Origin of the sequence: Acinetobacter equi, assembly GCF_001307195.1 — a bacterium.
GTDB lineage: Bacteria > Pseudomonadota > Gammaproteobacteria > Pseudomonadales > Moraxellaceae > Acinetobacter > Acinetobacter equi.
On record NZ_CP012808.1, the window covers coordinates 609,274 to 634,776 of the forward strand.

General features: G+C 35.6%; 21 protein-coding genes, 2 pseudogenes and 1 riboswitch. Of the genes and pseudogenes, 15 read left to right on the forward strand and 8 right to left on the reverse strand.

The window, feature by feature from the left end:
* Positions 1-49 precede the first annotated feature (49 nt).
* Positions 50-1,204 (reverse strand): annotated as a pseudogene (locus AOY20_RS02890) (sensor histidine kinase).
* Here AOY20_RS02890 and argH point away from each other — a divergent pair.
* Both argH and AOY20_RS02900 read left to right on the forward strand, forming a co-directional pair.
* Positions 1,195-2,625, forward strand: a complete 1,431-nt coding sequence (argH, locus tag AOY20_RS02895; RefSeq protein ID WP_054580470.1) for an argininosuccinate lyase — start codon at positions 1,195-1,197, stop codon at positions 2,623-2,625. The pseudogene AOY20_RS02890 and the gene argH overlap by 10 nt on opposite strands.
* Positions 2,626-2,654: 29 nt before the next feature.
* On the forward strand, positions 2,655-2,924 hold the full coding sequence (locus AOY20_RS02900; RefSeq protein ID WP_054580471.1) for an oxidative damage protection protein: 270 nt from the start codon (positions 2,655-2,657) through the stop codon (positions 2,922-2,924).
* A gap of 451 nt (positions 2,925-3,375) precedes the next feature.
* On the opposite strand, the gene phoU is transcribed toward AOY20_RS02900, so the two are convergent.
* Complete coding sequence (phoU, locus tag AOY20_RS02905; RefSeq protein ID WP_054580472.1) at positions 3,376-4,095, reverse strand: phosphate signaling complex protein PhoU; 720 nt, start codon at positions 4,093-4,095, stop codon at positions 3,376-3,378.
* A 179-nt stretch (positions 4,096-4,274) separates the two neighbouring features.
* Between phoU and AOY20_RS02910 the strand changes: the two genes are divergently transcribed.
* The 6 genes and pseudogenes from AOY20_RS02910 (at position 4,275) to gluQRS (ending at position 10,677) form a co-directional block, all read left to right on the forward strand.
* Positions 4,275-5,333 carry a hypothetical protein gene (locus tag AOY20_RS02910; protein WP_054580473.1) on the forward strand — a complete coding sequence of 353 codons (1,059 nt, stop codon included), beginning with the start codon at positions 4,275-4,277 and terminating at the stop codon, positions 5,331-5,333.
* 41 nt (positions 5,334-5,374) lie between these two features.
* A riboswitch (TPP riboswitch) is annotated at positions 5,375-5,500 on the forward strand.
* Between the two features lie 94 nt (positions 5,501-5,594).
* Positions 5,595-7,382, forward strand: a pseudogene (thiC, locus tag AOY20_RS02915) (phosphomethylpyrimidine synthase ThiC); the annotation flags it as partial.
* Between the two features lie 198 nt (positions 7,383-7,580).
* Positions 7,581-8,198 (forward strand): NUDIX domain-containing protein, encoded by a 618-nt coding sequence (locus AOY20_RS02920; RefSeq protein ID WP_054580474.1) that lies wholly within the window; start codon positions 7,581-7,583, stop codon positions 8,196-8,198.
* Between the two features lie 4 nt (positions 8,199-8,202).
* Positions 8,203-9,012, forward strand: coding sequence for a 3',5'-cyclic-AMP phosphodiesterase (gene cpdA / locus AOY20_RS02925; protein WP_417855675.1), 810 nt, complete (start codon positions 8,203-8,205; stop codon positions 9,010-9,012).
* A 217-nt stretch (positions 9,013-9,229) separates the two neighbouring features.
* Positions 9,230-9,754, forward strand: a complete 525-nt coding sequence (dksA, locus tag AOY20_RS02930) for an RNA polymerase-binding protein DksA (RefSeq protein ID WP_054580476.1) — start codon at positions 9,230-9,232, stop codon at positions 9,752-9,754.
* Between the two features lie 5 nt (positions 9,755-9,759).
* The gene (gene gluQRS, locus AOY20_RS02935) at positions 9,760-10,677 is read left to right on the forward strand and encodes a tRNA glutamyl-Q(34) synthetase GluQRS (protein WP_054580477.1); all 918 of its coding nucleotides are present in this window, start codon (positions 9,760-9,762) and stop codon (positions 10,675-10,677) included.
* A 56-nt stretch (positions 10,678-10,733) separates the two neighbouring features.
* Here gluQRS and ftsW read toward each other — a convergent pair whose 3' ends face one another.
* The 5 genes from ftsW to AOY20_RS02960 form a co-directional block, all read right to left on the reverse strand.
* Positions 10,734-11,930, reverse strand: coding sequence for a putative lipid II flippase FtsW (gene ftsW, locus AOY20_RS02940; protein WP_054580478.1), 1,197 nt, complete (start codon positions 11,928-11,930; stop codon positions 10,734-10,736).
* 20 nt (positions 11,931-11,950) lie between these two features.
* The gene (murD, locus tag AOY20_RS02945) at positions 11,951-13,297 is read right to left on the reverse strand and encodes a UDP-N-acetylmuramoyl-L-alanine--D-glutamate ligase (RefSeq protein ID WP_054580479.1); all 1,347 of its coding nucleotides are present in this window, start codon (positions 13,295-13,297) and stop codon (positions 11,951-11,953) included.
* Between the two features lie 159 nt (positions 13,298-13,456).
* Positions 13,457-13,708: a DUF6587 family protein gene (locus tag AOY20_RS02950; protein ID WP_054580480.1), complete on the reverse strand. Its 252-nt coding sequence runs from the start codon at positions 13,706-13,708 to the stop codon at positions 13,457-13,459.
* 27 nt (positions 13,709-13,735) lie between these two features.
* On the reverse strand, positions 13,736-15,592 hold the full coding sequence (gene feoB / locus AOY20_RS02955; protein WP_054580481.1) for a ferrous iron transporter B: 1,857 nt from the start codon (positions 15,590-15,592) through the stop codon (positions 13,736-13,738).
* A complete protein-coding gene (locus tag AOY20_RS02960; protein ID WP_054580482.1) occupies positions 15,589-15,846 on the reverse strand; it encodes a FeoA family protein in 258 nt (85 codons plus the stop codon). Before AOY20_RS02960 ends, feoB begins: the two co-directional genes overlap by 4 nt.
* A 173-nt stretch (positions 15,847-16,019) precedes the next feature.
* Here AOY20_RS02960 and xerD point away from each other — a divergent pair, with 173 nt between their 5' ends.
* The 4 genes from xerD to thrC all read left to right on the forward strand — a co-directional run bounded on the left by xerD (position 16,020) and on the right by thrC (position 20,484).
* On the forward strand, positions 16,020-16,937 hold the full coding sequence (xerD, locus tag AOY20_RS02965; protein WP_054580483.1) for a site-specific tyrosine recombinase XerD: 918 nt from the start codon (positions 16,020-16,022) through the stop codon (positions 16,935-16,937).
* 100 nt (positions 16,938-17,037) lie between these two features.
* Positions 17,038-17,850, forward strand: coding sequence for a DsbC family protein (locus tag AOY20_RS02970; protein ID WP_054580484.1), 813 nt, complete (start codon positions 17,038-17,040; stop codon positions 17,848-17,850).
* Positions 17,851-17,972: 122 nt separating this feature from the next.
* On the forward strand, positions 17,973-19,277 hold the full coding sequence (locus tag AOY20_RS02975; RefSeq protein ID WP_054580485.1) for a homoserine dehydrogenase: 1,305 nt from the start codon (positions 17,973-17,975) through the stop codon (positions 19,275-19,277).
* Between the two features lie 67 nt (positions 19,278-19,344).
* Entirely contained in the window at positions 19,345-20,484 is a 1,140-nt protein-coding gene (gene thrC, locus AOY20_RS02980) for a threonine synthase (protein WP_054580486.1), read from the forward strand.
* Between the two features lie 93 nt (positions 20,485-20,577).
* On the opposite strand, the gene AOY20_RS02985 is transcribed toward thrC, so the two are convergent.
* Positions 20,578-21,630 carry a D-alanyl-D-alanine carboxypeptidase family protein gene (locus tag AOY20_RS02985; protein WP_144424753.1) on the reverse strand — a complete coding sequence of 351 codons (1,053 nt, stop codon included), beginning with the start codon at positions 21,628-21,630 and terminating at the stop codon, positions 20,578-20,580.
* Between the two features lie 217 nt (positions 21,631-21,847).
* On the opposite strand from AOY20_RS02985, the gene gacA reads away from it, so the two are divergent.
* The 3 genes from gacA to AOY20_RS03000 all read left to right on the forward strand — a co-directional run bounded on the left by gacA (position 21,848) and on the right by AOY20_RS03000 (position 25,485).
* Complete coding sequence (gacA, locus tag AOY20_RS02990; protein WP_054582524.1) at positions 21,848-22,483, forward strand: response regulator transcription factor GacA; 636 nt, start codon at positions 21,848-21,850, stop codon at positions 22,481-22,483.
* A 17-nt stretch (positions 22,484-22,500) separates the two neighbouring features.
* Complete coding sequence (locus AOY20_RS02995) at positions 22,501-24,063, forward strand: two-component system sensor histidine kinase NtrB (protein WP_054580488.1); 1,563 nt, start codon at positions 22,501-22,503, stop codon at positions 24,061-24,063.
* A gap of 75 nt (positions 24,064-24,138) precedes the next feature.
* Positions 24,139-25,485: a sigma-54-dependent transcriptional regulator gene (locus AOY20_RS03000; protein WP_054580489.1), complete on the forward strand. Its 1,347-nt coding sequence runs from the start codon at positions 24,139-24,141 to the stop codon at positions 25,483-25,485.
* Positions 25,486-25,503 lie beyond the last annotated feature (18 nt).

Below are 25,503 nucleotides of genomic sequence, written 5' to 3' on the forward strand. Positions count from 1 at the left end.
TTATTCCTTATATCCGTACTTTCATTCTTCCTTGAAAGCAATAAGTTCTTTATTTGTATTGGTATTGAATAAAGGTGGTATGTATTTTCTCTGTTTGATGTACTCGAAAAATAACTGATTGTCCATAATATGCTTCCAATCGTTGCTTTACATTTTTTATTGCTATTCCATTATGTTGCCTTATGTTGATTTTTACTGGCGCACATGGATTTGTTATGACTATATTGACTTTATTCTGCAAGACTTCAATCAATATGCTAATCGTACTTGGTGATAATTTTTTTTCTACCCCATGAAAAATACTATTTTCTAATAACGGTTGTAAAGTCAGAAGTGGGATTTGAATTTTATGAAATACCTCGGTTTATTCAAACTTCCATTCAATATTCAATCTTTCCCCTAGCCTATTTTTCTCTATTTCTAAATATTTTTGGCAAAGGTCAAGTTCATCCTTCAAGCTTACCAATTTGAATTCTTGTAAACTTGCACGAAATAATCTAGATAAATTCAGTAGTAAATTTTCAGCTTTATCAGGATCAGTCGAAATTAAACTAACAACATTATTTAAACTATTAAATAAAAAATGAGGATGAATACGTGCTTGTAATGCATCAATTTTTGCCTGCAACTCACTTTTTTGTTGTCTAATCCATTGCTCCCTAACATATAAATAACGAAAGCAAAATGCTCCCAATAAAATACCGTAACTTAAATTTAAAGTAACGTTCTTAAATAAGACCTCTCGAGTCAAAGGTTCAAAACCAAAATTACTTCCTAAATAATATGAAAAATTCAGCACAATTGTGGTTACAAAAACAATAATTTGTAAAAGAAGAAAATTTAAAATTAATGATCTAGCTAGGTTCACTTTAGAAAAAAATGAACTAAATGACGTTTGTAATACAATTAATACAAATAAAATCCAATCTATAAATAAAAGAGATTGGATAAACTGCATAAAATTAAAATTGTCCCAGCCTTGGGTTTCTGCTAGAACCAATATAAAAGCAAGAACAGCACTCCCGACAAATAATTCAATCAAATATTGCCAATTCCCTTCTTTATTAAAAAAATAATGATATTTTTTACTTAAAATAGGGTTCACCAAAGTTTGATCAACTTGTTCTTCGGCAACTTGTGTTGAATTTGTTATACTCTTGTTCAAATTACTGCTTTTTATTTTATTGAGCCGATATGACCACATCTTCTAATTCCTCAAATCCGTCACAAGCCCAAACTTCTGGCATGTGGGGCGGTCGTTTCTCTGAAGCTACTGATGCATTTGTTGCTGAATTTACAGCATCTGTTCAATTTGACCAACGCTTTTATAAACAAGATATTGCAGGTTCTATTGCTCATGCAACTATGCTTGCGAAAGTTGGTGTCTTAACAGAGCAAGAACGTGATGACATCATTAATGGTTTAACAGCCATTAAAGCAGATATTGAGGCTGGTAATTTTGAATGGCGCATCGATTTAGAAGATGTGCATATGAATATTGAGTCACGCTTGACCCAGCGTATCGGTATCACAGGTAAAAAGCTACATACAGGTCGTAGCCGTAATGACCAAGTCGCAACAGATATTCGCCTATATGTACGTGATGAAATTGATGCGATTTTACAATTACTTGAAAAATTGCAAAAAGGTATTTTGAGCTTAGCAGCTAAAAACACCAACACAATTATGCCTGGTTTTACTCATCTTCAGACAGCTCAGCCTGTGACTTTTGGTCACCATTTAATGGCTTGGTTTGAAATGTTAGTACGTGATTCTGAACGTTTAATCGACTGCCGTAAACGTGTAAACCGTTTACCGCTTGGCTCTGCTGCACTTGCAGGTACAACTTATCCTATCGATCGTGCTTTTACTGCTGAACTTTTAGGTTTCGAAGCTGTTTGTGAAAACTCATTAGATGCAGTATCTGATCGTGATTTCGGTATTGAATTCAATGCAGCCGCATCTTTAATTATGATGCATTTATCACGCATGTCAGAAGAAATGATTCTTTGGACTTCAGCTCAGTTTAAATTTGTGAACATTCCTGATCGTTTCTGTACTGGCTCATCAATCATGCCACAAAAGAAAAATCCAGATGTTCCTGAATTGATTCGTGGCAAAACAGGTCGTGTTTATGGTGACTTGATGAGCTTATTAACGCTTATGAAAGGTCAACCATTAGCGTATAACAAAGATAACCAAGAAGACAAAGAGCCATTATTTGATGCGATCGATACTGTTCGTGGCTCACTCATGGCTTTTGCTGACATGATTCCTGCATTGATACCAAATATTGAAATCATGCGTGAAGCTGCACTTCGTGGCTTCTCTACAGCAACTGACCTTGCTGATTATTTAGTAAAAAATGGCGTTGCTTTCCGTGATGCTCATGAAATTGTAGGTAAAGCTGTTGCTTTAGGTGTTCAAGAAGGTAAAGACTTATCTGAACTTACACTTGAGCAACTTCAACAATTCTCTGATCTTATCCAAGCTGATGTGTTTGAAAAAGCATTAACTCTTGAAGCTTCAGTGAATGCGCGTAATCACATTGGTGGCACAGCACCTGCTCAAGTTGAAGCAGCGATTGCCCGTGCTTATTCTCGCTTAGAACAGCTTTACGCTTAAGTCTTAAAATTTAAATTTGGAGTCTTGATATGTCTCGACAAGTATTTTGCCGTAAATATCAACAAGAAATGGAAGGCTTAGCCTTTGCACCATTTCCTGGTGCAAAAGGTCAAGAATTATTTGATAGCGTATCAAAGCAAGCTTGGCAAGAATGGTTAAAACACCAAACAACACTAATCAATGAAAAGCGTTTAAATGTTTTTGAACCAGATGCCAAAAAGTTTCTTGAAGAACAACGTGAAAAGTTTTTCAATAATGATGAAACTTTAGAAAAGGCTGAAGGACTGAAACCAGAATAACGTTACAATGGAATATACTTTCCATTCTACATTATTTAAATAGTTGAATATTCTATAAAAGGAGTCTCATATGAGGCTCTTTTTTATAAGAAATAATAACAAATCAAAATTAAAGCATTCCCTACCAAAACCCACCAACAAGCTGAAATTAAATAAAATAATAAATTAAAATCTGTTTTCACTTCCCTTTAGAAAAGAAAATTTTGATTGTTTTTATAAAATTTGTTTAATGTAACTTAAATATACACTTTTAAATAAAACTATACATTTGGCAACAATAAGCCACATGTTTTTCTCACTTTATACGCTTATTATAAAGATCTAGGAGATGTTAAGCACAATTAATATCACCATTTATAATCTCAGATTTCCCCCAAAATCTGAGATTTTTTTTACTCTAAATTTTAATAAATAAAAAAAGCTCCTTTAAAAGGAGCCTTTAGTTAAAATCTTATTTATGTACTTTTTCTTCAATTTCTTTAACGCTAGTATGGCGAACATCTAACCCCTTAACCATATAAATAACTTGTTCTGAAATATTACGAGCATGATCACCTACACGTTCTAGTGCTCGTAAAACCCACATCACATTAATCACACGTGCAATATGGCGTGGATCTTCCATCATATATGTCATTAATGTTCGAGTCGCTGATTGATATTCACGATCAATATCTGCATCTGCAAGTAGCACACGCAATGCCTGATCAACATCCAAACGAGCAAAAGCATCTAAGGCATCATGAATCATTACACGTACTTGATTCCCGATATGGCGCGTTTCCATATAACCACGTGGAGAGCCACCCTCTTCACATAAATTTTGAGCAATTCGAGCAATTTTTGCTGCTTCATCACCAATACGTTCTAAATCTGTATTAGCTTTGGACATTGCAATTACCATACGCAAATCGATAGCAGCAGGATGTCGTCGCGCTAAAATCAAAGTCAATGCTTCATCAATTTCTGTTTCAAATCTATTTACTACCGCATCTTGAAGTTGCACATCCATTGCAAGTTCAGCATTTGTATCTAATAAAGCATGTATTGCATTTGCTACTTGCTGTTCTACGAAGCCACCCATTGTCATAAATTTCGTATTTACATCTTGTAGTTCTTCGTTAAATTGCGATGAAATATGATGGTTTAGAATGGGGTTATTTAAGCTCAAGAGATATCTCCACAGCATCAGATATTAAATTATAGTCATATCATTAAACACCAAAATCATGAATTTTTTATGACAATTACATAACCACTATTAACCTTCAAAAACCCTTCTTCTATTTAGCTATCTAATTTCATATACTCCCAATATTCTTAAAATCAATATTAAAAAAGAGTTTCTCCGTGAATTATAAAATTAAAAACCAAATTTCCATATCATGTATTTTATTAAGCGTTTTCCTTCTTGGATGCCAAAAACAAAATACATCAAATACACCAGAAAAAGTCCAAGAACAAATTGTCCAATCTCAAATTTCTGCATCTGAAGTTGCAATTCCAACGACTGTCTCAAATTGCGACCAAGTCGATGCAAAAATTGCCGTTCTTAAAAAAACCTATGATGCTAAAATGTTGGTTGAATTAAACGAACTGTTTAAAACATGTTTGGCTTCTGTACCTTTGGAAAAGCGTTATGAATGGTTTGAAGCAACAAAAACTATATACGAATTTCAAATAGAAAATCTTCCCAAAAAATTGCAATATTACATTCGACAAATGGATGAAAAAAATTCCCTTTCAGATATACAACTTGAAAAGCTTTACAACAGCATGTCACCTTCTGAAAAATATGTTATTGATCATATAGATCAGATTTATTTTTACCAATATTATCAAGGCGAAGGTTCTTATGATATTGCTCTAAATCCTGAATATGTAATTAAAATATTTTCACCATCATTACAAAAATCAGATCAAATTTATCTAAAAGAATACCGAAATCAAGAAAATACAATCGGTGGAAGTATTGATAACGATGCTGGATTAACTGTTTCATTTACACAACTAGGTGACTGGATTATTTTTTGGGAAAACTATATAAAACAATATCCTCAAAGCCATTTTAAAAATATGGCACAAAAACACATTCAGTTTTATCAAAAATACCTGTTTTTAGGTTTAGAAAATACGCCTGTATTTGAGTTTGAATATTTAGATTTTGAAATTAATCCTGACGCATTAAAAGCCATTACCAAAATCTCTAAAACTCAATCTCAATCCGCAGAAAAAGCAAAAAAATTTTTAGACTATGTGACATCTTCAAAAAAAATGGATGCTTCGTTTAATGAAGAAACTGATTCTCAAGCAGAATATAATGCTTACCTATATCAACAAGAAGAATTTATAAATACCTTTCAAAAAAACTATCAACAACAGTTAATCACTTTACTGAATTTAGAATAAATTGATCATTTTTCAGAATAATAAATATGCTAAAATTTAAACATCGCTTGACGGAGCGCGAGTAATCACTCGCTGAGATTATCCAAAAGTAATGAATACTTTTGAGGATGAGTACCGTTGAACCTGATCAGGTTAAAACCTGCGTAGGAATCAAGCCATCTAAAAACGAAAGCCCTTCTTTTCTTACTTAAATTGTAAGATCACTCTGCCACGTTTTTGGTCGTGCTTGATTCGTTGATGTCATTCATAAGGATCATTGCAATGAACCAATTAACGAATCTCACCGCTTCAGACATTTCTGCTCAACATGAGCAAGATGCCCTAGATCTCACCCGAATTCTTCCCGCTTCAAGAAAAGTTTATATTCAAGGTTCACGCCCAGATATCCAAGTACCTATGCGTGAAATTAGTCTTACAAATACGCCTGAAGGCTTAGGTGGAACAGAAAATTTACCTATTATGGTTTATGACACATCTGGAGTATATACCGATCCAAATATCCAAATAGATCTCAATCAAGGCTTACCTCATGTTCGAGAAAAATGGATTAAAGAACGTGAAGATACAGAATATCTATCTCAACTCAGCTCCGAGTTTGGACAAGCTCGCTTAAAAGATATTCGTACTGCCAATATTCGTTTTGCGCATATTCAAAACCCACGAAAAGCAAAAATTGGAAAAAATATCACACAAATGCACTATGCCAAACAAGGCATTATTACGCCTGAAATGGAATATATTGCGATTCGTGAAAATCAACGTCAATTAGAAGGTATTGATATTCGCCAACATCAAGGGCAGAACTTTGGTGCAAAAAATTTAACAGAAATCACTCCAGAGTTCGTGCGTCAGGAAGTTGCTGAAGGACGTGCCATTATTCCAGCCAATATTAATCACCCTGAATGCGAACCCATGATTATTGGTCGGAATTTTTTAGTTAAAATTAATGCCAATATTGGTAACTCTGCACTAGGTTCATCTATTGATGAAGAAGTCGCTAAAATGACTTGGGCAACCCGCTGGGGTGCAGACACAATTATGGATTTATCGACAGGGAAAAATATTCATGAAACCCGTGAATGGATTATTCGTAACTCCCCTGTTCCAATTGGTACAGTTCCTATTTATCAAGCTCTAGAAAAAGTAGATGGAATTGCAGAAAACCTAACATGGGAAATCTTTAAAGACACATTGATTGAACAAGCAGAACAAGGTGTCGATTACTTCACGATTCATGCAGGTGTACTTTTAGAATATGTTCCACTCACTGCAAATCGTTTAACTGGCATTGTTTCACGTGGCGGTTCCATCATGGCACAGTGGTGTTTATCACATCAAAAAGAAAACTTTTTATATACACATTTCGATGATATTTGCGAAATCATGAAAGCCTATGATGTGTCTTTTAGTTTAGGAGATGGTCTACGTCCAGGCTGTATTCAAGATGCAAACGATACTGCTCAATTTTCTGAATTAAAAACTCTTGGTGAACTCACTCATCGTGCTTGGGAACATGATGTACAAGTCATGATTGAAGGTCCTGGTCATGTGCCTATGCATATGATTAAAGAAAATATGGATTTACAACTCGAAGTTTGTAAAGAAGCTCCTTTTTATACATTAGGTCCATTAACAACCGATATCGCTCCTGGCTATGACCACATTACCTCTGCAATTGGCGCTGCTATGATTGGTTGGTATGGAACGGCTATGTTGTGTTATGTAACACCAAAAGAACATCTCGGTTTACCTAATAAAAAAGATGTGAAAGATGGCATTATCACTTACAAGATTGCCGCACATGCCGCTGATTTAGCTAAAGGTCATCCTGGTGCTCAAGTTCGAGATAATGCTTTATCTAAAGCACGTTTTGAATTCCGTTGGGAGGATCAATTTAATTTAAGCTTAGATCCAGATACAGCGCGCAGTATGCATGATGAAACAATGCCAAAAGAAGCTCATAAATCTGCTCACTTTTGTTCAATGTGTGGTCCAAAATTTTGCTCTATGAAAATTACACAAAATGTACGTGAATATTCAAAAAGTATTTAAGTCTTAATAAGCACATAAAAATTTAAAAAAGGGCTGTAATTCAATAAAATTGTAGCCTATATTTTAAGATCATGATGCATCTGCCATCATGATCTTTCTTTAAAAAAAGAAATTAATGCTAAAAAACATTTCAAGTTCATTAAAAACTCAGTTAGGATTAAAAATAGGTGTTTTTATCATCTTCTAAGAAATTTTATGACGATTCTCAAACAAGCAACATATAGTAAAAAAGATTTTAATCTTCATGAACGTCACCGTTTATATTCTGGCTTTATTGGTGTTGAAAAAGTAAGTCTAGACCATCGCTTATTTCATCAAGAAAATCATACTCCTATTCTACAAAGAGAACTCATTCATCGCCCTGAAGCAGCTGGCGTACTGATTTATGATGAACAAAAACAAAAAATTGCACTCATTGAACAATTTCGTATTGGTGCAATTGATGATGAAACATCACCTTGGCAATTAGAAATCATTGCAGGTGTTCTCGATGCTGATGAAACCCCTGAAAGTTGTGTTCGAAGAGAAGCTTTTGAAGAATCCGGTTGTCATATTCATGAATTAGAACATATCTTTAGTTTCTACCCTTCTGCTGGTGCTTGCGATGAGTTATTTCATCTATATACAGCACAAGCTGATTTACCATTAGAAGGTGGTATTTTTGGTGTAGAAAATGAAGGGGAAAACATTCAATTACATATTATTGATTATAAAGATATTCCTATTTTGCTTCGTAATGGTAGACTGAGAAATGCGCCTGTAATTATGGCGTTACAATGGCTACTGCAAACCATAACTATAAAGAATGTCTAAGGGGATGGACATGGCTTTGTCTAATGAGAATCAAAAAGAATGGTTAATGATTCAAATTTCTGACACACATCTAATGAATCAAGATGAGTTGGAATTTGTACACATGAATCCTGCTGAAACATTCTATGCTGTCATGGAGGATATTCAACAACGTTATCCAGATGTAGACACCATTGTTCATACAGGTGACTTAGCACAAGTTGCAGCACCAGAAACATATGAACACTATCTTCATTTTATGGAAAAGTTAAATATTCCACATTATCAAATTCCTGGAAATCATGATGATGCTGCAATTTTTCCATTTCACGAAGGAAAAAATGTAGCAAATGCAGTACATTTCGGTAAATGGACAATAATTCTATTAAACAGTGCTGTTAAAAATAAAGTATATGGTTTTATTGAGGATGAACAACTAGAACAACTTGATCAATTACTTACACAATATAAAGATCAACATATTATTGTGACTTGTCATCATCATCCTTTTGAAATGCATTCACAATGGATTGACCATCATATTCTTAAAAATACAAATCATTTAACTAAAGTTTTAGAAAAGCATCAAAACATTAAATTAGTCTTATTTGGTCATGTTCATCAAGACTCTTGGAATCAATGGAATGGAATACATTTTTATTCTACACCTTCTACATGTGTACAGTTCAAACCAAAAAGTGAGAATTTTGCATTAGATGAAGAGGCTCCTGGTTACCGGGTTTTACATTTAAAAGAAAATGGGGAGTTTAAAACTCAAATTCATCGTATAAATCACAAAAATGTGAAAATAAATTCAGATATTTCAGGTTACTAGCTTTTATTTTAATTCTTTTTGAATTACTTTAATGCGTTCTAAATAAAATGCGATACGTCTATTGTAAACATCTTAGACTATCAAAATAGATAAAAAGTCTATATCATGACGTCCCCCGAGAGAGCAATCTCTTGGATGGAAGTAAATGAAAGACACTTGCATATCACCATATTTTTTGCGTATACAATAATACGTATATGATGAGGATTGCCCTACTATGGCAAATGACAACCAAAATCAAGTCTTGGATGAACAAACAGATCTTGCAGAATTATCATCTGCAAAACGTGTGCGTAAGCCAAAGCCAAAGGCAGACGGTGGGACAACTGCTAGCTTATTTGGTATTGAGCCTTATCAACCTAAGAAAAATGAAGAATACATGTCCGAAGGACAATTGGAACATTTCAAAAAAATTCTATTAGCTTGGAAAACCGAGTTAATGTCTGAAGTTGATCGTACACTCAATACTATGCAGGATGAAAATACTGCTCTTCCAGACGTAAATGACCGTGCAACACAAGAAGAAGAATTCGCTATCGAATTACGTACTCGTGATCGTGAGCGTAAACTGATTCGTAAAATTGAACAGTCTATTGAAGCAATTAAAAATGATGACTATGGTTTCTGTGAAACTTGTGGTATCGAAATTGGTTTACGTCGCTTAGAAGCTCGTCCAACTGCAACACTTTGTATTGACTGTAAAACTTTGGCTGAGATCAAAGAGAAACAAAATAACGGTTAATCACTGTGTTCAATGATCACTCCCAATCCCTCTCTTGCTCAAAGGGAGGGAAAAACGTAGATTTTTACGTTGGGAGATTCGCTCCCTCGCCAACTGGACCACTCCATTTCGGCTCACTGATTACCGCTGTTGCAAGTTACTGTGATGCACGTGCACATAGTGGGCTTTGGCATGTGCGTATTGAAGATACTGATATCCCTCGCATCTACCCAGGAAGTGAAGAACATATTCTTCAGTCTATTGATGCCTTTCAATTTGAGCCTGACTCAGAAATTATTTTTCAAAAAGATCGTTTAAATATTTACGAAGATGTCATTCAGCAATTACATCAAAATGATCTTGTCTATGCCTGTCAATGCACTCGAAAAATTTTAGGTTCAAATCATATTTATGTCGGAACTTGCCGAGATCTTGCACTTCCTTTTAAAGATCAAGCCATTCGACTTAAAGTTGCCGATCAAAATATTTGCTTTGAAGATCGCCTTCAAGGACAGCACCGTTCTAATTTACATAATGAGTTAGGTGATTTTGTCTTAAAGCGTCGTGACGGCATTATTAATTATCAACTTGCTGTAGTTGTCGATGATTATTTACAAGACGTGACACACGTTGTTCGTGGTGCAGACTTGTTAGATAATACTGAGCGACAAATTTGGCTTGCTCGCCTACTTCATTATCCTGAATTAAAGTACATGCATCTTCCCTTAGCAATGAATGATCAGGGACAAAAACTTTCTAAACAAAATATGGCTCAAGCACTCGACTTAAGTCATCCTTCTGAATTACTACAACAAGCATTAAGTGCTTTAAACCAACCTATTGTAGAACTAGACACACCATCCAATATGCTGAAACAAGCAATTGCACAATGGGATATTCAGCACATTCCTAAAACTACAGAACTCTCTGGTATTTATTTATAAAAAAACCGAATACGACATTCATCATATTCGGCTTCTTCATTCCTAAGATTTAGATTTTAGAAACTCGATTCTTCTCTGCTTGGGTTTTTATCATGAGTCATAGATTCAATTTTTAGAATTAAACTCACCATAACCGCACACATAATTAAAGATGAACCACCGTAACTAATAAATGGTAACGTTAAACCTTTTGTTGGCAACATTCCCATATTCATTCCAGCATTCACTAAAATTTGTAATAAGAAAATAATGCTGATGCCATACGCCAAGTAACCTGCACGTAAATATTGATTCTGTAAGGCACGATGCCCAATACGGATGCAACAAACAAGCATTGCAAATGAAAGAATTAAAACGGTAGCAATACCAAAGAATCCAAACTCTTCACCCAATACAGCCAACATAAAGTCAGTGTGCGCCTCAGGTAAGTAAGACATTTTCTGAATACTATGACCTAAGCCAACACCAAACCATTCGCCACGACCAAAAGCCATCAATGCATTAGATAACTGATAACCAGCACCTAAAGGATCACTCCAAGGGTTAGAAAACGACATCAAGCGTTCAAAACGATATGGCTCAAAAACAACAAGGAAGACAAATGCAGCAAGAATTGCACCAAAGGCAATTGCAAACTGAATCAATGGTGCTCCTGCTAAAAAGAATACACCCAACATTGTTAATGCAATTACAACTGTTGCCCCTAAATCTGGCTCAGCCATAACCAAACCAACCGTTGCCGCCATAATAATTGCTAGTCGAATAAGACCTTTAATATTATTTCGAACTTCTTCTGCACGTCGTACAACATAATCTGCTGTAAAAATTGCCATCATAACTTTAGCAACTTCAGAAGCTTGTAGCGTAAATCCTGCAATACGAATCCATCGCTTAGAACCATTCACTTCAGTACCAATGACTAATACTGCCGCCAACAAGGCAATCGTAATAATCCACAAGAAGAAAGTATTATTAAACCAAACATTTAATGGTACGCGATAAGCAACGAAAGCTGCTGCCGCAGCAACTAAAATTGAGATACTATGCCGTGTCACATAATGAAATGCATTTTCATGCATACGGTCTGCATATGGCATTGAGGCAGAAGCCACCATAATAGTACCAATGCACAACAGTGCTAAGACACAAAAAATAAGCACATTACGTACATTGAACTCAATAGGCAATTTAGGTGCTAATCGTTCAAATGTCGCATTTATTTTTTGTATAGTATTCTGAGCAAACCCAGCCATACTGAAATCCTTAATTCTTATTAATTTAATTCATTTACAATCGCAACAAATTGATGTCCACGTTGTACATAACCACTAAACATATCAAAACTTGCACATGCAGGCGATAATAAAACAACATCATCTGCTTGCGTATGTTTTTGGCACAATTCAACTGCTTCTTTCAATGTTTCTACATGAAGTAATTCTGTAGTACCCTGAATTGCTGTTTCAATAATTGAACGATCTTCGCCAATTAAAACTGCAACTTTTGCATACTTCGCTAATGAATCACGTAAAGCTGTAAAGTCTTGCCCTTTACCCTGACCACCTAGAATAATGGCAACTTTCCCACCCTTCGCTTCAATCGCAGCACCTAAGCCATCAATCGCTGCTAAGGTCGCGCCAATATTTGTTCCTTTAGAGTCGTTGTAATAGCGTACTTGATTAAACTCACGAACAAATTCACAGCGATGTTCTAAACCTTTAAATGTTTTCAACGTTTCTAACATTTTTTCTAAAGCCAGACCCATCGCCTCACCTAAAGCCAAACATGCTAAAGCATTGGCAACATTATGCGTACCTTGAATATACATATCTGAACTTTTTAATAGACGTTCACGACCACGTGCCAACCAAATTGTACCATCTGTATCTTTTAAAATACCGTATTGATTCATATCAGGTGCATTTAAACCAAAGCTCTGCATTGGAGTTGTATCTGGTACTAACGGACGGGTTAAAGAATCATCACGATTATAAACAACCTTCTTTACACCTTGAAAAATACGATGTTTTGCAGTGTGATAACCCAACATATCACCATGACGATCAAGATGGTCTTCACTCATATTTAAAACAACAGCAACTTCTGCATTAAGATTTGAGGTTGTTTCTAATTGAAAGCTTGAAAGTTCTAAAATATAAACTTCAGGATCATCTTTTGTTAAATCAAGTGCAGGACGTCCTAAATTACCACCAACAGCTGCATGAACACCTGCATCTTTTGCCATCAAGCCCATTAATGTCGTTACTGTACTTTTCGCATTTGAGCCTGTAATTGCAACAATAGGCTTATCTGTTGCACGACGTAAAATTTGAATTTCACTTACAACAGGAATCCCTTTTTTAATCGCAGCCTGAATTTCTGGTAGTTTCGGATCTAGTCCTGGGCTAATAATAATTTCTTCAGCTTGTAATAATAATTCTTCATCAAGTTTACCAAAGCTTTGTTGAACTTCTGAAGGAATTTTATCGTGCCCTGGCGGATTTTCACGTGAATCAGTTACAGCAACTCGATATCCTTTATCATGTAAAAAATTAACAGCTGCCACTCCAGAAATACCGAGTCCTGCAACGACTTTCAATCCACCGCGCTGAATTAACATTTTTGCCTCATGATGAAATCATTTTAAATTTTAGAAATGTTAGCACTTTGCTATTTTATTTGCTTTTTCTGTTTTCATTTTCTTTGATTTTTTTGTGTCAGTGCGTAAAAAAGCCGTCTATTTAGACGGCTTTTTGGTGAGGTTCAAGCAAAGCCAGAATTACTTCCATTTTACTGCTTGCACTTCTGCCTTTTTTGTTGATTTTTCATCTGTGGCAGAACAACCACAATTTCCACCACAACCTATCGCCATTGCTGGTTTTAACCATTTTGCTAAAGTTATCCAACCCTTTTGCTCACATACATTCGACAGTGACGTAAAAACTGAGTTTGATGTTCTAGGAAAAACTTTCTTAAACACCACAATGACACTCCAAATGACTAAAACAGCCACTATCAGAAACTCAATCATTTCAATCTCCTATCACTTTAAGCTATGTTAACCCAAGTAATGTGATGCAATTTGATATGTCAGGAATGACATCAAATATGCTAAACCAAACAAATAAACCGTCATGAAACTGACTGTTTTCCATGAGCCTGTTTCACGGCGTACTGTTGCAAGTGTTGCCAAACAATGTGGTGCATAGATAAACCAAACGAGCAATGACAATCCAGTTGCAAGTGACCAACCAAGATCACTACCACCACTAATAATTGAAATTAAACCTTCAGACATCGTATCTTCATCTACTGCAGATAAAGCGTATACCGTACCTAAAGCCGCAACAACAACTTCACGTGCTGCCATTGCTGGAATTAAAGCAATACAAATTTGCCAGTTAAAGCCAAGTGGAGCAAAAATTGGTTGTAAAACATGCCCTAACATCCCTGCAAATGAATAATCAATAGCAGGTAAAGTTCCACTTTCTGGTGGTTGTGGGAATGTACATAAGAACCATAACAAAATTGATAAAGCGAAAATAATTCCACCAACACGCTTTAAGAAAATTTTGCCTCGATCAAGAATACCAATCCATACATTTTTTAAATCTGGGAAACGATAGCTAGGCAATTCCATTAACAACATATGTTGAGATTTGTCTTTTTGGAAAAACTTCAATACAAATGAAACACACAGTGCACTTACTATTCCAGCCATGTATAAACCAAACATGACTAGACCTTGTAAATTAAAAATTCCCCACACGGTTTCTGCTGGAATAAATGCTGCAATTAACAATGCATACACAGGTAAACGTGCTGAACATGTCATTAATGGCGCAACAAAAATTGTAGTTAAACGATCACGTGGATCAGAAATACTACGTGTTGCCATAATGCCTGGAATTGCACATGCAAAACTAGATAATAAAGGAATAAATGCTCGACCACTTAGACCAGCTTTATACATCAACTTATCAAGTAAGAATGCTGCTCGTGGTAAATAACCTGACTCTTCCAAAACTAAAATAAAGAAGAATAGAATTAAAATTTGTGGCAAAAACACCACAACTCCACCAGCTCCAGCAATAACACCATCTACAATTAAGCTATTTAATAATGGGTGAGAAATATACTCACCAACAAACTCACCTAACCATGTAAAGAATGTTTCAATGCCATCCATAAATGGTGCAGCCCAAGCAAAAACTGCTTGGAAAATAATAAACATCATCACTGCTAAGCTAAGTAAACCTAGAACTGGATGAAGAAAAATCTTATCAAAAAAATCGGTTCGCTTATCTTCTTGATCTACATAAATCACAACATCATTTAAAATGGTTGCAATTTTATGATGATGATCACCTGTAAGCCCTGTCATTTCAGTACGTGGTACCGTGTACTTTTGCTCATCAAGTGCCTGTAATAATCCCTCAATGCCAGAATTACGTACAGCAACTGTTTCAACAACAGGAATACCTAATCGCTCAGATAGCTTTTGTGTATTTATTTGCATGCCACGACGACGTGCTTCATCCATCATATTTAATACAAGTAAAACTGGGCGTCCCAGTTCAATCATTTCAAGCACTAAACCTAAATGTAGATTTAAATTAGTCGCATCAACGACACATAAAAATGCATCTTGATCACCTTCTTCTTGAATTTTTCCTTGCACAACATCACGGGTAATCGCTTCGTCAGGGCTAGTTGCTTCAAGACTATAAGTCCCTGGTAAATCTAAAACTCTTACAGCCTTACCAGATGGAAGGGTAAATTGACCTACTTTACGTTCAACCGTTACACCTGCATAGTTCGCAACTTTTTGGCGTGTACCTGTTAAATGGTTAAATAAAGAGGTTTTACCACAGTTAGGATTACCTACAAGGGCAATACGTAACGCATCACTCATGCAGATGCTCCTTCAATTTCAACTTTTTCGGCTTCGATTTTGCGTAACGCGAAACGGGTAAATCCAACTTGAATTAAAATTGGATCACCACCGAAAATACCTTTCGTGATGACCTGTACCTTAGTTCCAGGTACAAATCCTAAAGTCTCTAAACGACTTGCTATAAGATCCGTTTCAGAGTTACTGCCTCCAGTAGTACGATGTACTTTCTGAATTACAGCAGTCTGTTTAACTTTTAAATCAGATAAACGCACGCATCTAACCCTAAAAAATTTTGAACATTATACAAACAAATGAGAATAATTAACAAATCGTTTCGATTTCTATTCTTATTTTCTTATACCACATCGACACTACAAAAGAATTACATTAGAGTAACTAAGTTAAAGTCTATTTTTAGTTTATTTAAGTAAAGCTGAATGAATGTATGTTAAATAAAAAACCACGTATTCCCGCACCAACAACAATTCCCAAAGAACTCAGCTTTTTACATGGATATCGTGATTATCTTATTGCTCATACAGTCAGCCCACATACAAGAAATGCCTATCTCTCAGATTTAATACAATGTGCTGAGTTACAAAAAACATCATTACCTTCTTGGTCTAGTGAAAATATCGCAGACGTTTTACTTGAGCTAACAAAACAGGAAAAAAGCCCTCGCTCTATTGCTAGAACGCTTTCTGCTTTACGTTCATTCTTTAAATTTTTAAGAGAACAAAAACTTAGATCGGACAACCCAGTGGCTGTTCATAAAACACCAAAAATTGGTCGAGCTCTTCCAAAAGATTTATCAGAACAAGAGGTCGAGGCGCTTATTCAAGCTCCAGATATATCAACAGCGCTTGGTCTGAGAGATCGTGCGATGTTTGAAGTCCTTTATGCTTGTGGCTTACGTGTCACTGAACTTCTTAATTTACGCTTGGAACTTATTAACCTGAAACAGGGTTATTTACGAATTGTTGGGAAAGGGAATAAAGAACGTCTCGTTCCTTTAGGACAAATCGCGTGTGAATGGGTTGAAAAATATCTGAATGAGGCACGCCCTCTTTTATATAAGACGTCAACAGATTATTTATTTCTTACACAACACGGCGGCATTATGAGCCGACAAAATTTTTGGTATGCCATCAAACGTTATGCCCTACAAGCAGGTATTCAAGCAGAGCTTTCACCTCATACATTGAGACATGCATTTGCAACGCATTTACTCAATCATGGTGCAGATTTACGTGTAGTTCAGATGCTTCTTGGACACAGTGATTTATCTACAACTCAAATTTATACCCATGTTGCACAAATCAGAATGCAACAATTACACGCAATGCATCACCCAAGGGCATAAAACTAAAAAATGTAAAGTTCTAACTAAGAAGTTTTTATTGAATCCTATTTTTTTGCTATGCTACAGATCAATTTCTAAGATTAGCAATAAAGGGTTAATGATGTCTTTTACCCACTCAAAAATCTTCATTGCATGTGCAATTGCTTCAACTCTTTTTATTTCAGCATGTTCCAAATCTGAAAATGAAAATAAAACAGGAACATTAACAGCAAGTGCACCTGCAACTGGTGAAGCATCTACCCTCACAGAACGTAATGCACAACATCGTTTAATTCAAACTCTCACTGAGCATTTTAAAACTGCAGGTCTTCAAGCCCAAATTGAAAATGTAAAACCGACAGAAGTTCCAAATTTATTTTGGGTTGAACTTAAAGGTTTACCTGCTCTTTATGCAACAGCAGATGGTAAATATATTTTTCAAGGTGATGTCATTCGCTTAGGCGATAAAAAACTTTTTGATGTTAGCGAGCCTCTTCAAGCAGAAACCAATAAAGCATTACTTGGAGAACTCAATCCAAAAGACCTTATTGTTTATAAGGCTAAAGGGAAAACTAAACACATTGTTTATATTTTTACAGATGTAAGCTGTCCATATTGCCATAAACTACATGAACAAATAGATGAAATGAATGCCAAAGGCATTGAAGTACGCTATATCGCATGGCCACGTGGTGAAGAATTTATTCCAACAATGGAAAGTGTATGGTGTAGTAAAGATCGTCAAACTGCCTTTAATCAAGCGATTTCAGGAGAAGAACTTCCACCTGCATCATGTAAAAATCCTGTTCTATCTCAATACGAACTTGGAATAAAGATGGGTGTAAATGGTACACCTGCAATTTATACTCAAGATGGTGTCTACTTAGGTGGCTATCTTTCAGCGAATGAATTAAGTAATCGGTTAAATAACTAAATTTTATAATTTAAATTATTGTTTTTTATAGTTAAATATATTATTAAATATACGCTAGAGTCCTAGCGTTTTTTTAGCTATGATCTATGCTTAACTATAAATTGATATATATGGAGTGTGACGTGAAACCAGTTCGTCTGGCAATCCTCGGTCTAGGTACTGTGGGTGGTGGTGCCCTTAAACTATTAAAAGAAAATGCTGCTGAGATTAAACGTCGCACCGGTCGTGAAATTCAAATTACTTATGTGGGCACTCGTCGTCCACGTCCTGATTTAGATCTTCCTGAAACAGTTAAACAAAGCGCAGATTTACTTGATATTGTTCGTCAACCCGATGTTGATGTTGTTGTTGAAGTTATGGGCGGAATTCATCCTGCTTATGAAGTCATTAAAGAAGCCATTATTCATGGTAAACAAGTCGTTACTGCAAACAAAGCACTTTTAGCTGAACACGGTAATGAACTCTTTAAACTTGCAGATGACCACCATGTACAGATTGCTTATGAAGCAGCGGTTGCAGGTGGTATTCCAATTATTAAAGTAATGCGTGAAGGTTTAGCTGCCAACAAAATTGATTGGTTAGCAGGTATTATTAATGGTACTGGTAACTTCATCTTGACTGAAATGCGTGATAAAGGTCGTGCATTTGAAGATGTTCTTAAAGAAGCTCAAGAACTCGGCTATGCTGAAGCAGACCCAACATTTGACGTTGAAGGTATTGATGCAGCACATAAATTAACACTTCTAGCATCAATTGCTTTTGGTATTCCACTTCAATTCGATAAAGTCTTCACAGAAGGCATTAGTAAAATTACCGCACAAGATGTGAAATATGCCGAAGACTTAGGTTTTCGTATTAAACATTTAGGTATTGCACGTCGTGCTGAAAAAGGCATTGAACTTCGTGTACATCCAACACTTATTCCTGAAGATCAACTCATTGCAAATGTAAATGGTGTTAAAAATGCCGTTCTCGTTCAAGCCAATGCAGTAGGTCCTACTCTATATTACGGTGCAGGTGCAGGTGCAGGTCCAACAGCTTCTGCTGTTGTTGCTGACGTTGTCGATATTGTTCGTGATATTTCTTATACTGAAGATGGTGCTGGAACTATTCCACAGCTTGCATTTGAAGCCCTCACAGATTTAAATATTTTATCTCGTGAAGAAATGACCACTGGATACTATCTTCGTATTAATGCTGAAGACCAAACAGGTGTACTTGCAGAAGTTACTGCAATCTTAAGCCGAAATGGAATTAGTATCGATGCCATTATGCAACAACCGCGCTTAAAAGATCTTATTCCTATCGTTATTCTGACAGATCCTGTTAAAGAATCTAAAATGGATGAAGCGTTAAAACAAATTCAAGCACTTCCTGTCATTCATGGCGAAGTCGTAAAAATTCGTTTAGAATCGCTTGATAATTAATCGGGTTGAGGAGAATATTTCTTATAATCTCTCCTCACCAAGCTCTACACACAATTGGAACATCATCATGTCTAATGCCAATCGTTATACTGGTTTAGTTGATCGCTATCGTGACCGTTTACCAGTTTCTAAAACAACTCGTGCAATCTCTTTAGGTGAAGGTAATACGCCTCTGATTAAGCTTGAGAATATTCCACGCATTATTGGCAAAAATGTTGAAATTTATGTGAAGTATGAAGGCTTAAACCCGACTGGTTCATTTAAAGATCGTGGTATGACTATGGCAGTAACAAAAGCTGTAGAAGAAGGTTCTAAAGCCATTATTTGTGCATCTACAGGTAACACTTCTGCTGCTGCTGCTGCATATGCTGCACGTGCTGGTATCAAAGCATTCGTTTTAATCCCAGAAGGCAAAATTGCTATGGGTAAAATGGCTCAAGCAATGATGTACGGTGCAATCACAATGCAAATTCGCGGTAACTTTGACGATGGTATGCGCCTTGTTAAAGAAGTTGCAGATCAAGCACCTGTAACAATTGTAAACTCAATCAATCCGTACCGTTTGCAAGGTCAAAAAACCATTGCTTATGAAATCGTTGATGAATTAGGTCGCGCACCTGATTATCACTGCCTACCTGTAGGTAATGCAGGTAACATCACTGCTCACTGGATGGGTTATACAGAAGCTGTTGCAAATCAAGCTGCTGATGAATTCGAGCAAGTCGTTTATGATGCTGAAACTGATCAATTTACTGGTCCAAAACCTGCTGGTTTACCAATTATGGCAGGTTATCAAGCATCTGGCGCTGCACCATTCTTACGTGGTGCTCCAGTTGAAAACCCTGAAACTGTTGCAACAGCAATTCGTATTGGTAATCCACAAAGCTGGAACCATGCTAAAGCAGTTGTACGTGATTCAAATGGTTGGTTCGACGAATTAACTGATACTGAAATTTTAGAAGCTCAACGCTTACTTTCAATGTACGAAGGTGTATTCGTAGAACCTGCTTCTGCAGCTTCTGTAGGTGGTGCAATTCGTGACATTAAAGCAGGTAAAATTGCTGAAGGTTCAGTGATTGTTTGTACAGTAACAGGTAATGGTCTTAAAGATCCTGATACAGCAATCAAACAATGCCAAGATGCTGTAATGCTTTCTATTGATGCAACAATGAGCCAAGTAAAAGAATCAATTCTTTCAAATATGTAAGTTGATATTTGTAGAATGTAAAGAAGCCCTGCAATTGCAGGGCTTCTTTACATTTTTAACACTTGAATGTTGAGTAAATTCAAGTACTAAATATTAAAGTCTTTTTGGTAAATGACTTGTCCATGTCATTAAATTTACAGCAGCATCATTACGCGCTTGCGTTGTTGGAGCACCTAAAATAACTACAATTGCAGGACGGTTATTTAAAGTCGTATGCATGACAACACAACGCCCAGCTTCATTAATAAAGCCTGTTTTAGAAATATTAATATTCCAACCACCATTGCGTACTAAGGCATTGGTATTATTTGATTTAAGAACACGATAACCTAAATTAAAATCATACGTTGGTGTTGTTGAGAATTGGCGAATTAAACCATACTGTGATGCGGCCGTGACCAGAATACCCAAATCACGTGCCGAAGCAACATTTCCAGGATGTAATCCTGTAGACTCCATATAATGTGTACTTGTCATTCCCAATTGTTTTGCTTTCGCATTCATTGCAGCAATAAATGCAGAACGACCACCTGGATACGTACGAGCAAGTGCCGCAGCAGCAGGATTTTCTGATTTCATTAAAGCAAATAATAATGCTTCAGCACGATTCATTGTATCGCCAGCACGTAAAGTTGAGCTAGAACTTTTACAGCCAGCACAAGAAAAATCTCCTTGTTGCAAAGTAATCGTTTCCGACATATTCAACCGTGCATCTGCAATAACAACTGCCGTCATCAACTTTGTAATTGATGCTATTGGAAGTGATGCATTTGAGTTTTTGCTATAAAGTACTTCACCTGTTTCAGCATCCATCACCAATGCAGCACGGGCACTTACATCTGGTGAGTTATTAAAAACAGCAGTTGTATCTACAATTTGTCCAGGTTTTGATAGTACAGGTGTAGATGGTATTGTTGAAATATTGCGTGTCGTTTTAACCGTCACGCTCCCCTGTGGACTAAGTTCCACATTGGCAACATCTTTATTCAATAACATTTCAACATCTTCAGATGACCAACTTGTGTTAGGCTGACCTGATTGTTTTGATAAGTTATTTACAACGATCTCAGCTTGTGAGAAGGTTGTTGCACTAAAAAGGAATGTTATTCCCAATACGCGCATAAGCGCTTTTTTAGAATTGTTCACTTGTCTTTACTCAACTTCAATAAAGTAATACATTGATGTATTACTCCGAATATGTCTTACATTTACAACAAAAAGTGATATTTTAGTTTCTCACATCATGTATGTAACAGTTTTCGATTAGAAAATCCTATATAGGATTGCTAATTTTGTCGTTTCATTGCAAGCTTATTTTGCTTTATGTAACAAAAATATGAAAAGTAACTAGAGGGAAAGCATGGTGATCACTGTTTTAGTTGTAGACGATCATGAATTAGTACGGACTGGAATATGCCGTATGCTAGAAGATCATACTGAAATTCAAGTCATTGGACAAGCTGAATCTGGTGAAGATGCCATTAATATGGTTCGTCAAAATCCACCAAATGTCGTCTTACTCGATGTCAATATGCCAGGAATTGGTGGGGTTGAAACTACGCGTCGATTATTACAAACAGCACCAATGACCAAAGTGCTTGCTGTAAGTGGTTTAGCTGAAGAACCTTACCCTTCTTTAATTCTTAAAGCTGGAGCAAAAGGTTATATCACTAAAGGTGCACCTGTTTCAGAAATGGTTCGTGCCATTAACAAAGTCATGCAAGGTGGTAAATACTTTAGTGCTGATATTGCAGAGCAAATAGCAAGTTCTTATTTATCTGACACTCAACAGTCCCCTTTTGATAATTTGTCAGAACGTGAAATGCAAGTTGCCATGATGGTTGTGAATTGTATTTCTACTCAAGAAATTGCCGATAAATTATTTGTAAGTGTTAAAACTGTAAATACATATCGTTATCGAATTTTTGAAAAACTGAATATTGATAGTGATGTAAAGTTAACGCATCTTGCCATGCGTTATGGTCTTGTTAAACCATAAAACAGTAGAGTGTTTAAATGCTCTATCATCATACACGTTTGAGCCAGTACCATCTTGGATTATGGTATGGTTCATACCGTTGTATTATTGCCGTCTGTCTCTTAATTGTTTTCTTTTCAAATACTCAAAGCGCTGATACGAACTATATTTTTCCGCAACTGTATCTTCTTACTCTTATTTGTTACGTTATTTTAAGTTCACTCCAACTCATAAGCTACATATTTTTCAATCTAAAAATAAATCAAAATATAACACTATTTTTTGCTATAGATGTCATCGTTTATAGCCTATTAACCTTTGCTTCTCACGGTTCAAATTTTTCTGTCAATTTGCTCTTTACAATCACTATTTTTGCTGCCTCTATTCTTCTTGAATCTAAAAAAGCACTTTTAATTACTCTCATTGCCGTCATTAGCGTTGTTTATCAGTATATCGTAGGAAGCTTATTTTCCATTATTAATCTAGGTCAGGTTGGAAATAGTGCACTTTTAGCCATCATTTTTTTATTCGTTTATGTGGGTGGACAAATCACGATAAAACGTTTCCGCTCATTAGAAAAATCAAATTATCGTCAATCTTTAGAGCTTCATCAATTACAAAATATTAATCGTCATATTCTTGAACAAATTGAAACGGGATATTTAGTTTTAACTCAAACAGGAGACATGATTTTAAGCAATCCAGCTTCTAGAAAACTCTTAGGAATACCCCCCTCACAAGAAACAGAAAATGTATCCTTACAATATCTACAGCCAGATTTATTTCAACGTTTAGACCTAGCAACCTTACAAGATGGAGACAAATTTCAATTTACCTCTCGTTTAGCTGAATATCACACAGTGATCCACATACAAGAGCTCAAAGTTCCACAACAAACATTAGTTTTATTAACTATTCAAGATGCAAAATTTCTAAATCAGCAAGTTCAACAACTTAAATTAGCTGCTTTAGGACAACTCTCAGCCAGTATTGCACATGAAATTCGCAATCCTTTAGCTGCAATCATGCAAGCGAACCAACTTTATTTACAAAGTAGCTCAATAGAACAAAAACAATTAACAGAAATGATTGATCGGCAAGCATTAAGAATGAATAAAATTATTGAAGACACTTTAGGTATGGCAAAAAATAAAGAAACCACACCAACTCGTATTGAACTTGATTATTTTTTAAAGTATTTTTTACAAGAAGATTTATCCGATATTTATCAAAAAATAAGAGTAGAATCTGAACCTAATTTAAGTATATTATTTGATGAATTACAATTAAGGCAAATTCTAATCAATTTGATTCGAAATGCTATAAAACATAATAATCCAGATTACAGCTATATTTTGCTTAAAACATACAAAAAACAAAACGTAGTGAGAATAGAAATTCAAGATTTTGGTTCAGGAGTTGCCCAACAAGATCTTAATGATTTATTTAAACCTTTCTTTAGCACTGACATTAATGGTACAGGCTTAGGATTATATTTATCGATGAGTTTTTGCGAAGCAAATCAAGCCAAACTAAGCTATGTAGAAAAAGAGTTTGGGGCATGCTTTAGAATTGAGTGTTCAAATTTAGCTGTAATTTAAAATTTTTTGGGGAAAATTTTGAATTCGAATGCAATCGTTCTTCTGGTCGATGATGAGGAGGATTTATGCCATTTAATGGCAATGAGTCTATCTCGAATGGGAGTTCAATCTCAAATTGCTCATAATATTAAAGAAGCAAAAACATTACTTTTACAACAACATTTCGATGCTTGTCTAACCGATCTAAATTTACCAGATGGTAATGGTATTCAATTGGTTGAATATATAGCGGGACAATATCCTCAGCTTCCTGTTGCTGTTTTAACCGCATATGGCAACATGAATATTGCGATTTCTGCTCTGAAAGCGGGAGCTTTTGATTTTGTCAGTAAACCAATCAATCAAAAGCACTTAGAACAATTATTAGAAAAAGCTTTAAATCATCCTTTAAAATTTTCTGACTTTAACCAAGAAGAACTTTTACTTGAACATAAGATGCTCATTGGTGAATCTAAACCAATTCAACAACTGAGGATCACAATAAAAAAAATTGCCCGATCACAAGCCCCTGTTTTCATTACAGGTGAATCAGGTACAGGAAAAGAAGTAGTTGCAAATTTAATTCATCGACTAAGTCATAGAAATGATGGACCCTTTATTGCAATCAATTGCGGTGCTATACCAACTGATCTTATGGAAAGTGAGTTATTTGGACATAAAAAAGGCAGTTTTACAGGTGCAACACAAGACAAACAAGGGCTTATTTTATCTGCACATGGTGGAAGTTTATTTCTCGATGAAATTGCAGAGTTACCTTTAAATATGCAGGTTAAATTATTAAGAGCCGTTCAAGAGAAAAAAATTCGTCCTGTAGGTTCAGATCAGGAAATTGATGTTGACTTTAGAATTATTAGTGCCAGCCACCAAGACTTAGAGCATCTCGTTCAACAAGGAAAGTTTCGGCAAGATTTATTCTTTCGCCTACATGTGATGGATATTCACCTTCCCCCATTACGCGAAAGAGAAAGTGATATTTTACTCCTTGCAAACTACTTCAGCCAAAAAATTTCCCATGATTGGGGGATTGCTCCAAAAACATTGAGTACAGATGCTGAGATTTTTTTACTTTCCCAATACTATTCTGGAAATGTACGTGAACTACGTAATATGATTGAACGAGCTATGACCTTATGTGACCATCATGTAATTAGTATTGAACATCTTCAAACAATTTCAGTTCGAAAAATTCGCAATTCATCTTTAGAACCTTTAAAAAATCAGCATAATGATAATTATGAAAAATTAGGTCAGATACTGCCAAGTGAAGGCTTAGAGGCTTATCTGGAAAGAATTGAAAAAGAGGTTCTTTTAAATGCACTTAACCAAACTTATTGGAATAGAACACTTGCTGCAAAAAAATTAAAAATGTCATTCCGTTCATTGAGATATCGCTTGAAAAAACTCAATTTAGAAAATGAATAAAACTCAATCAAAATATTA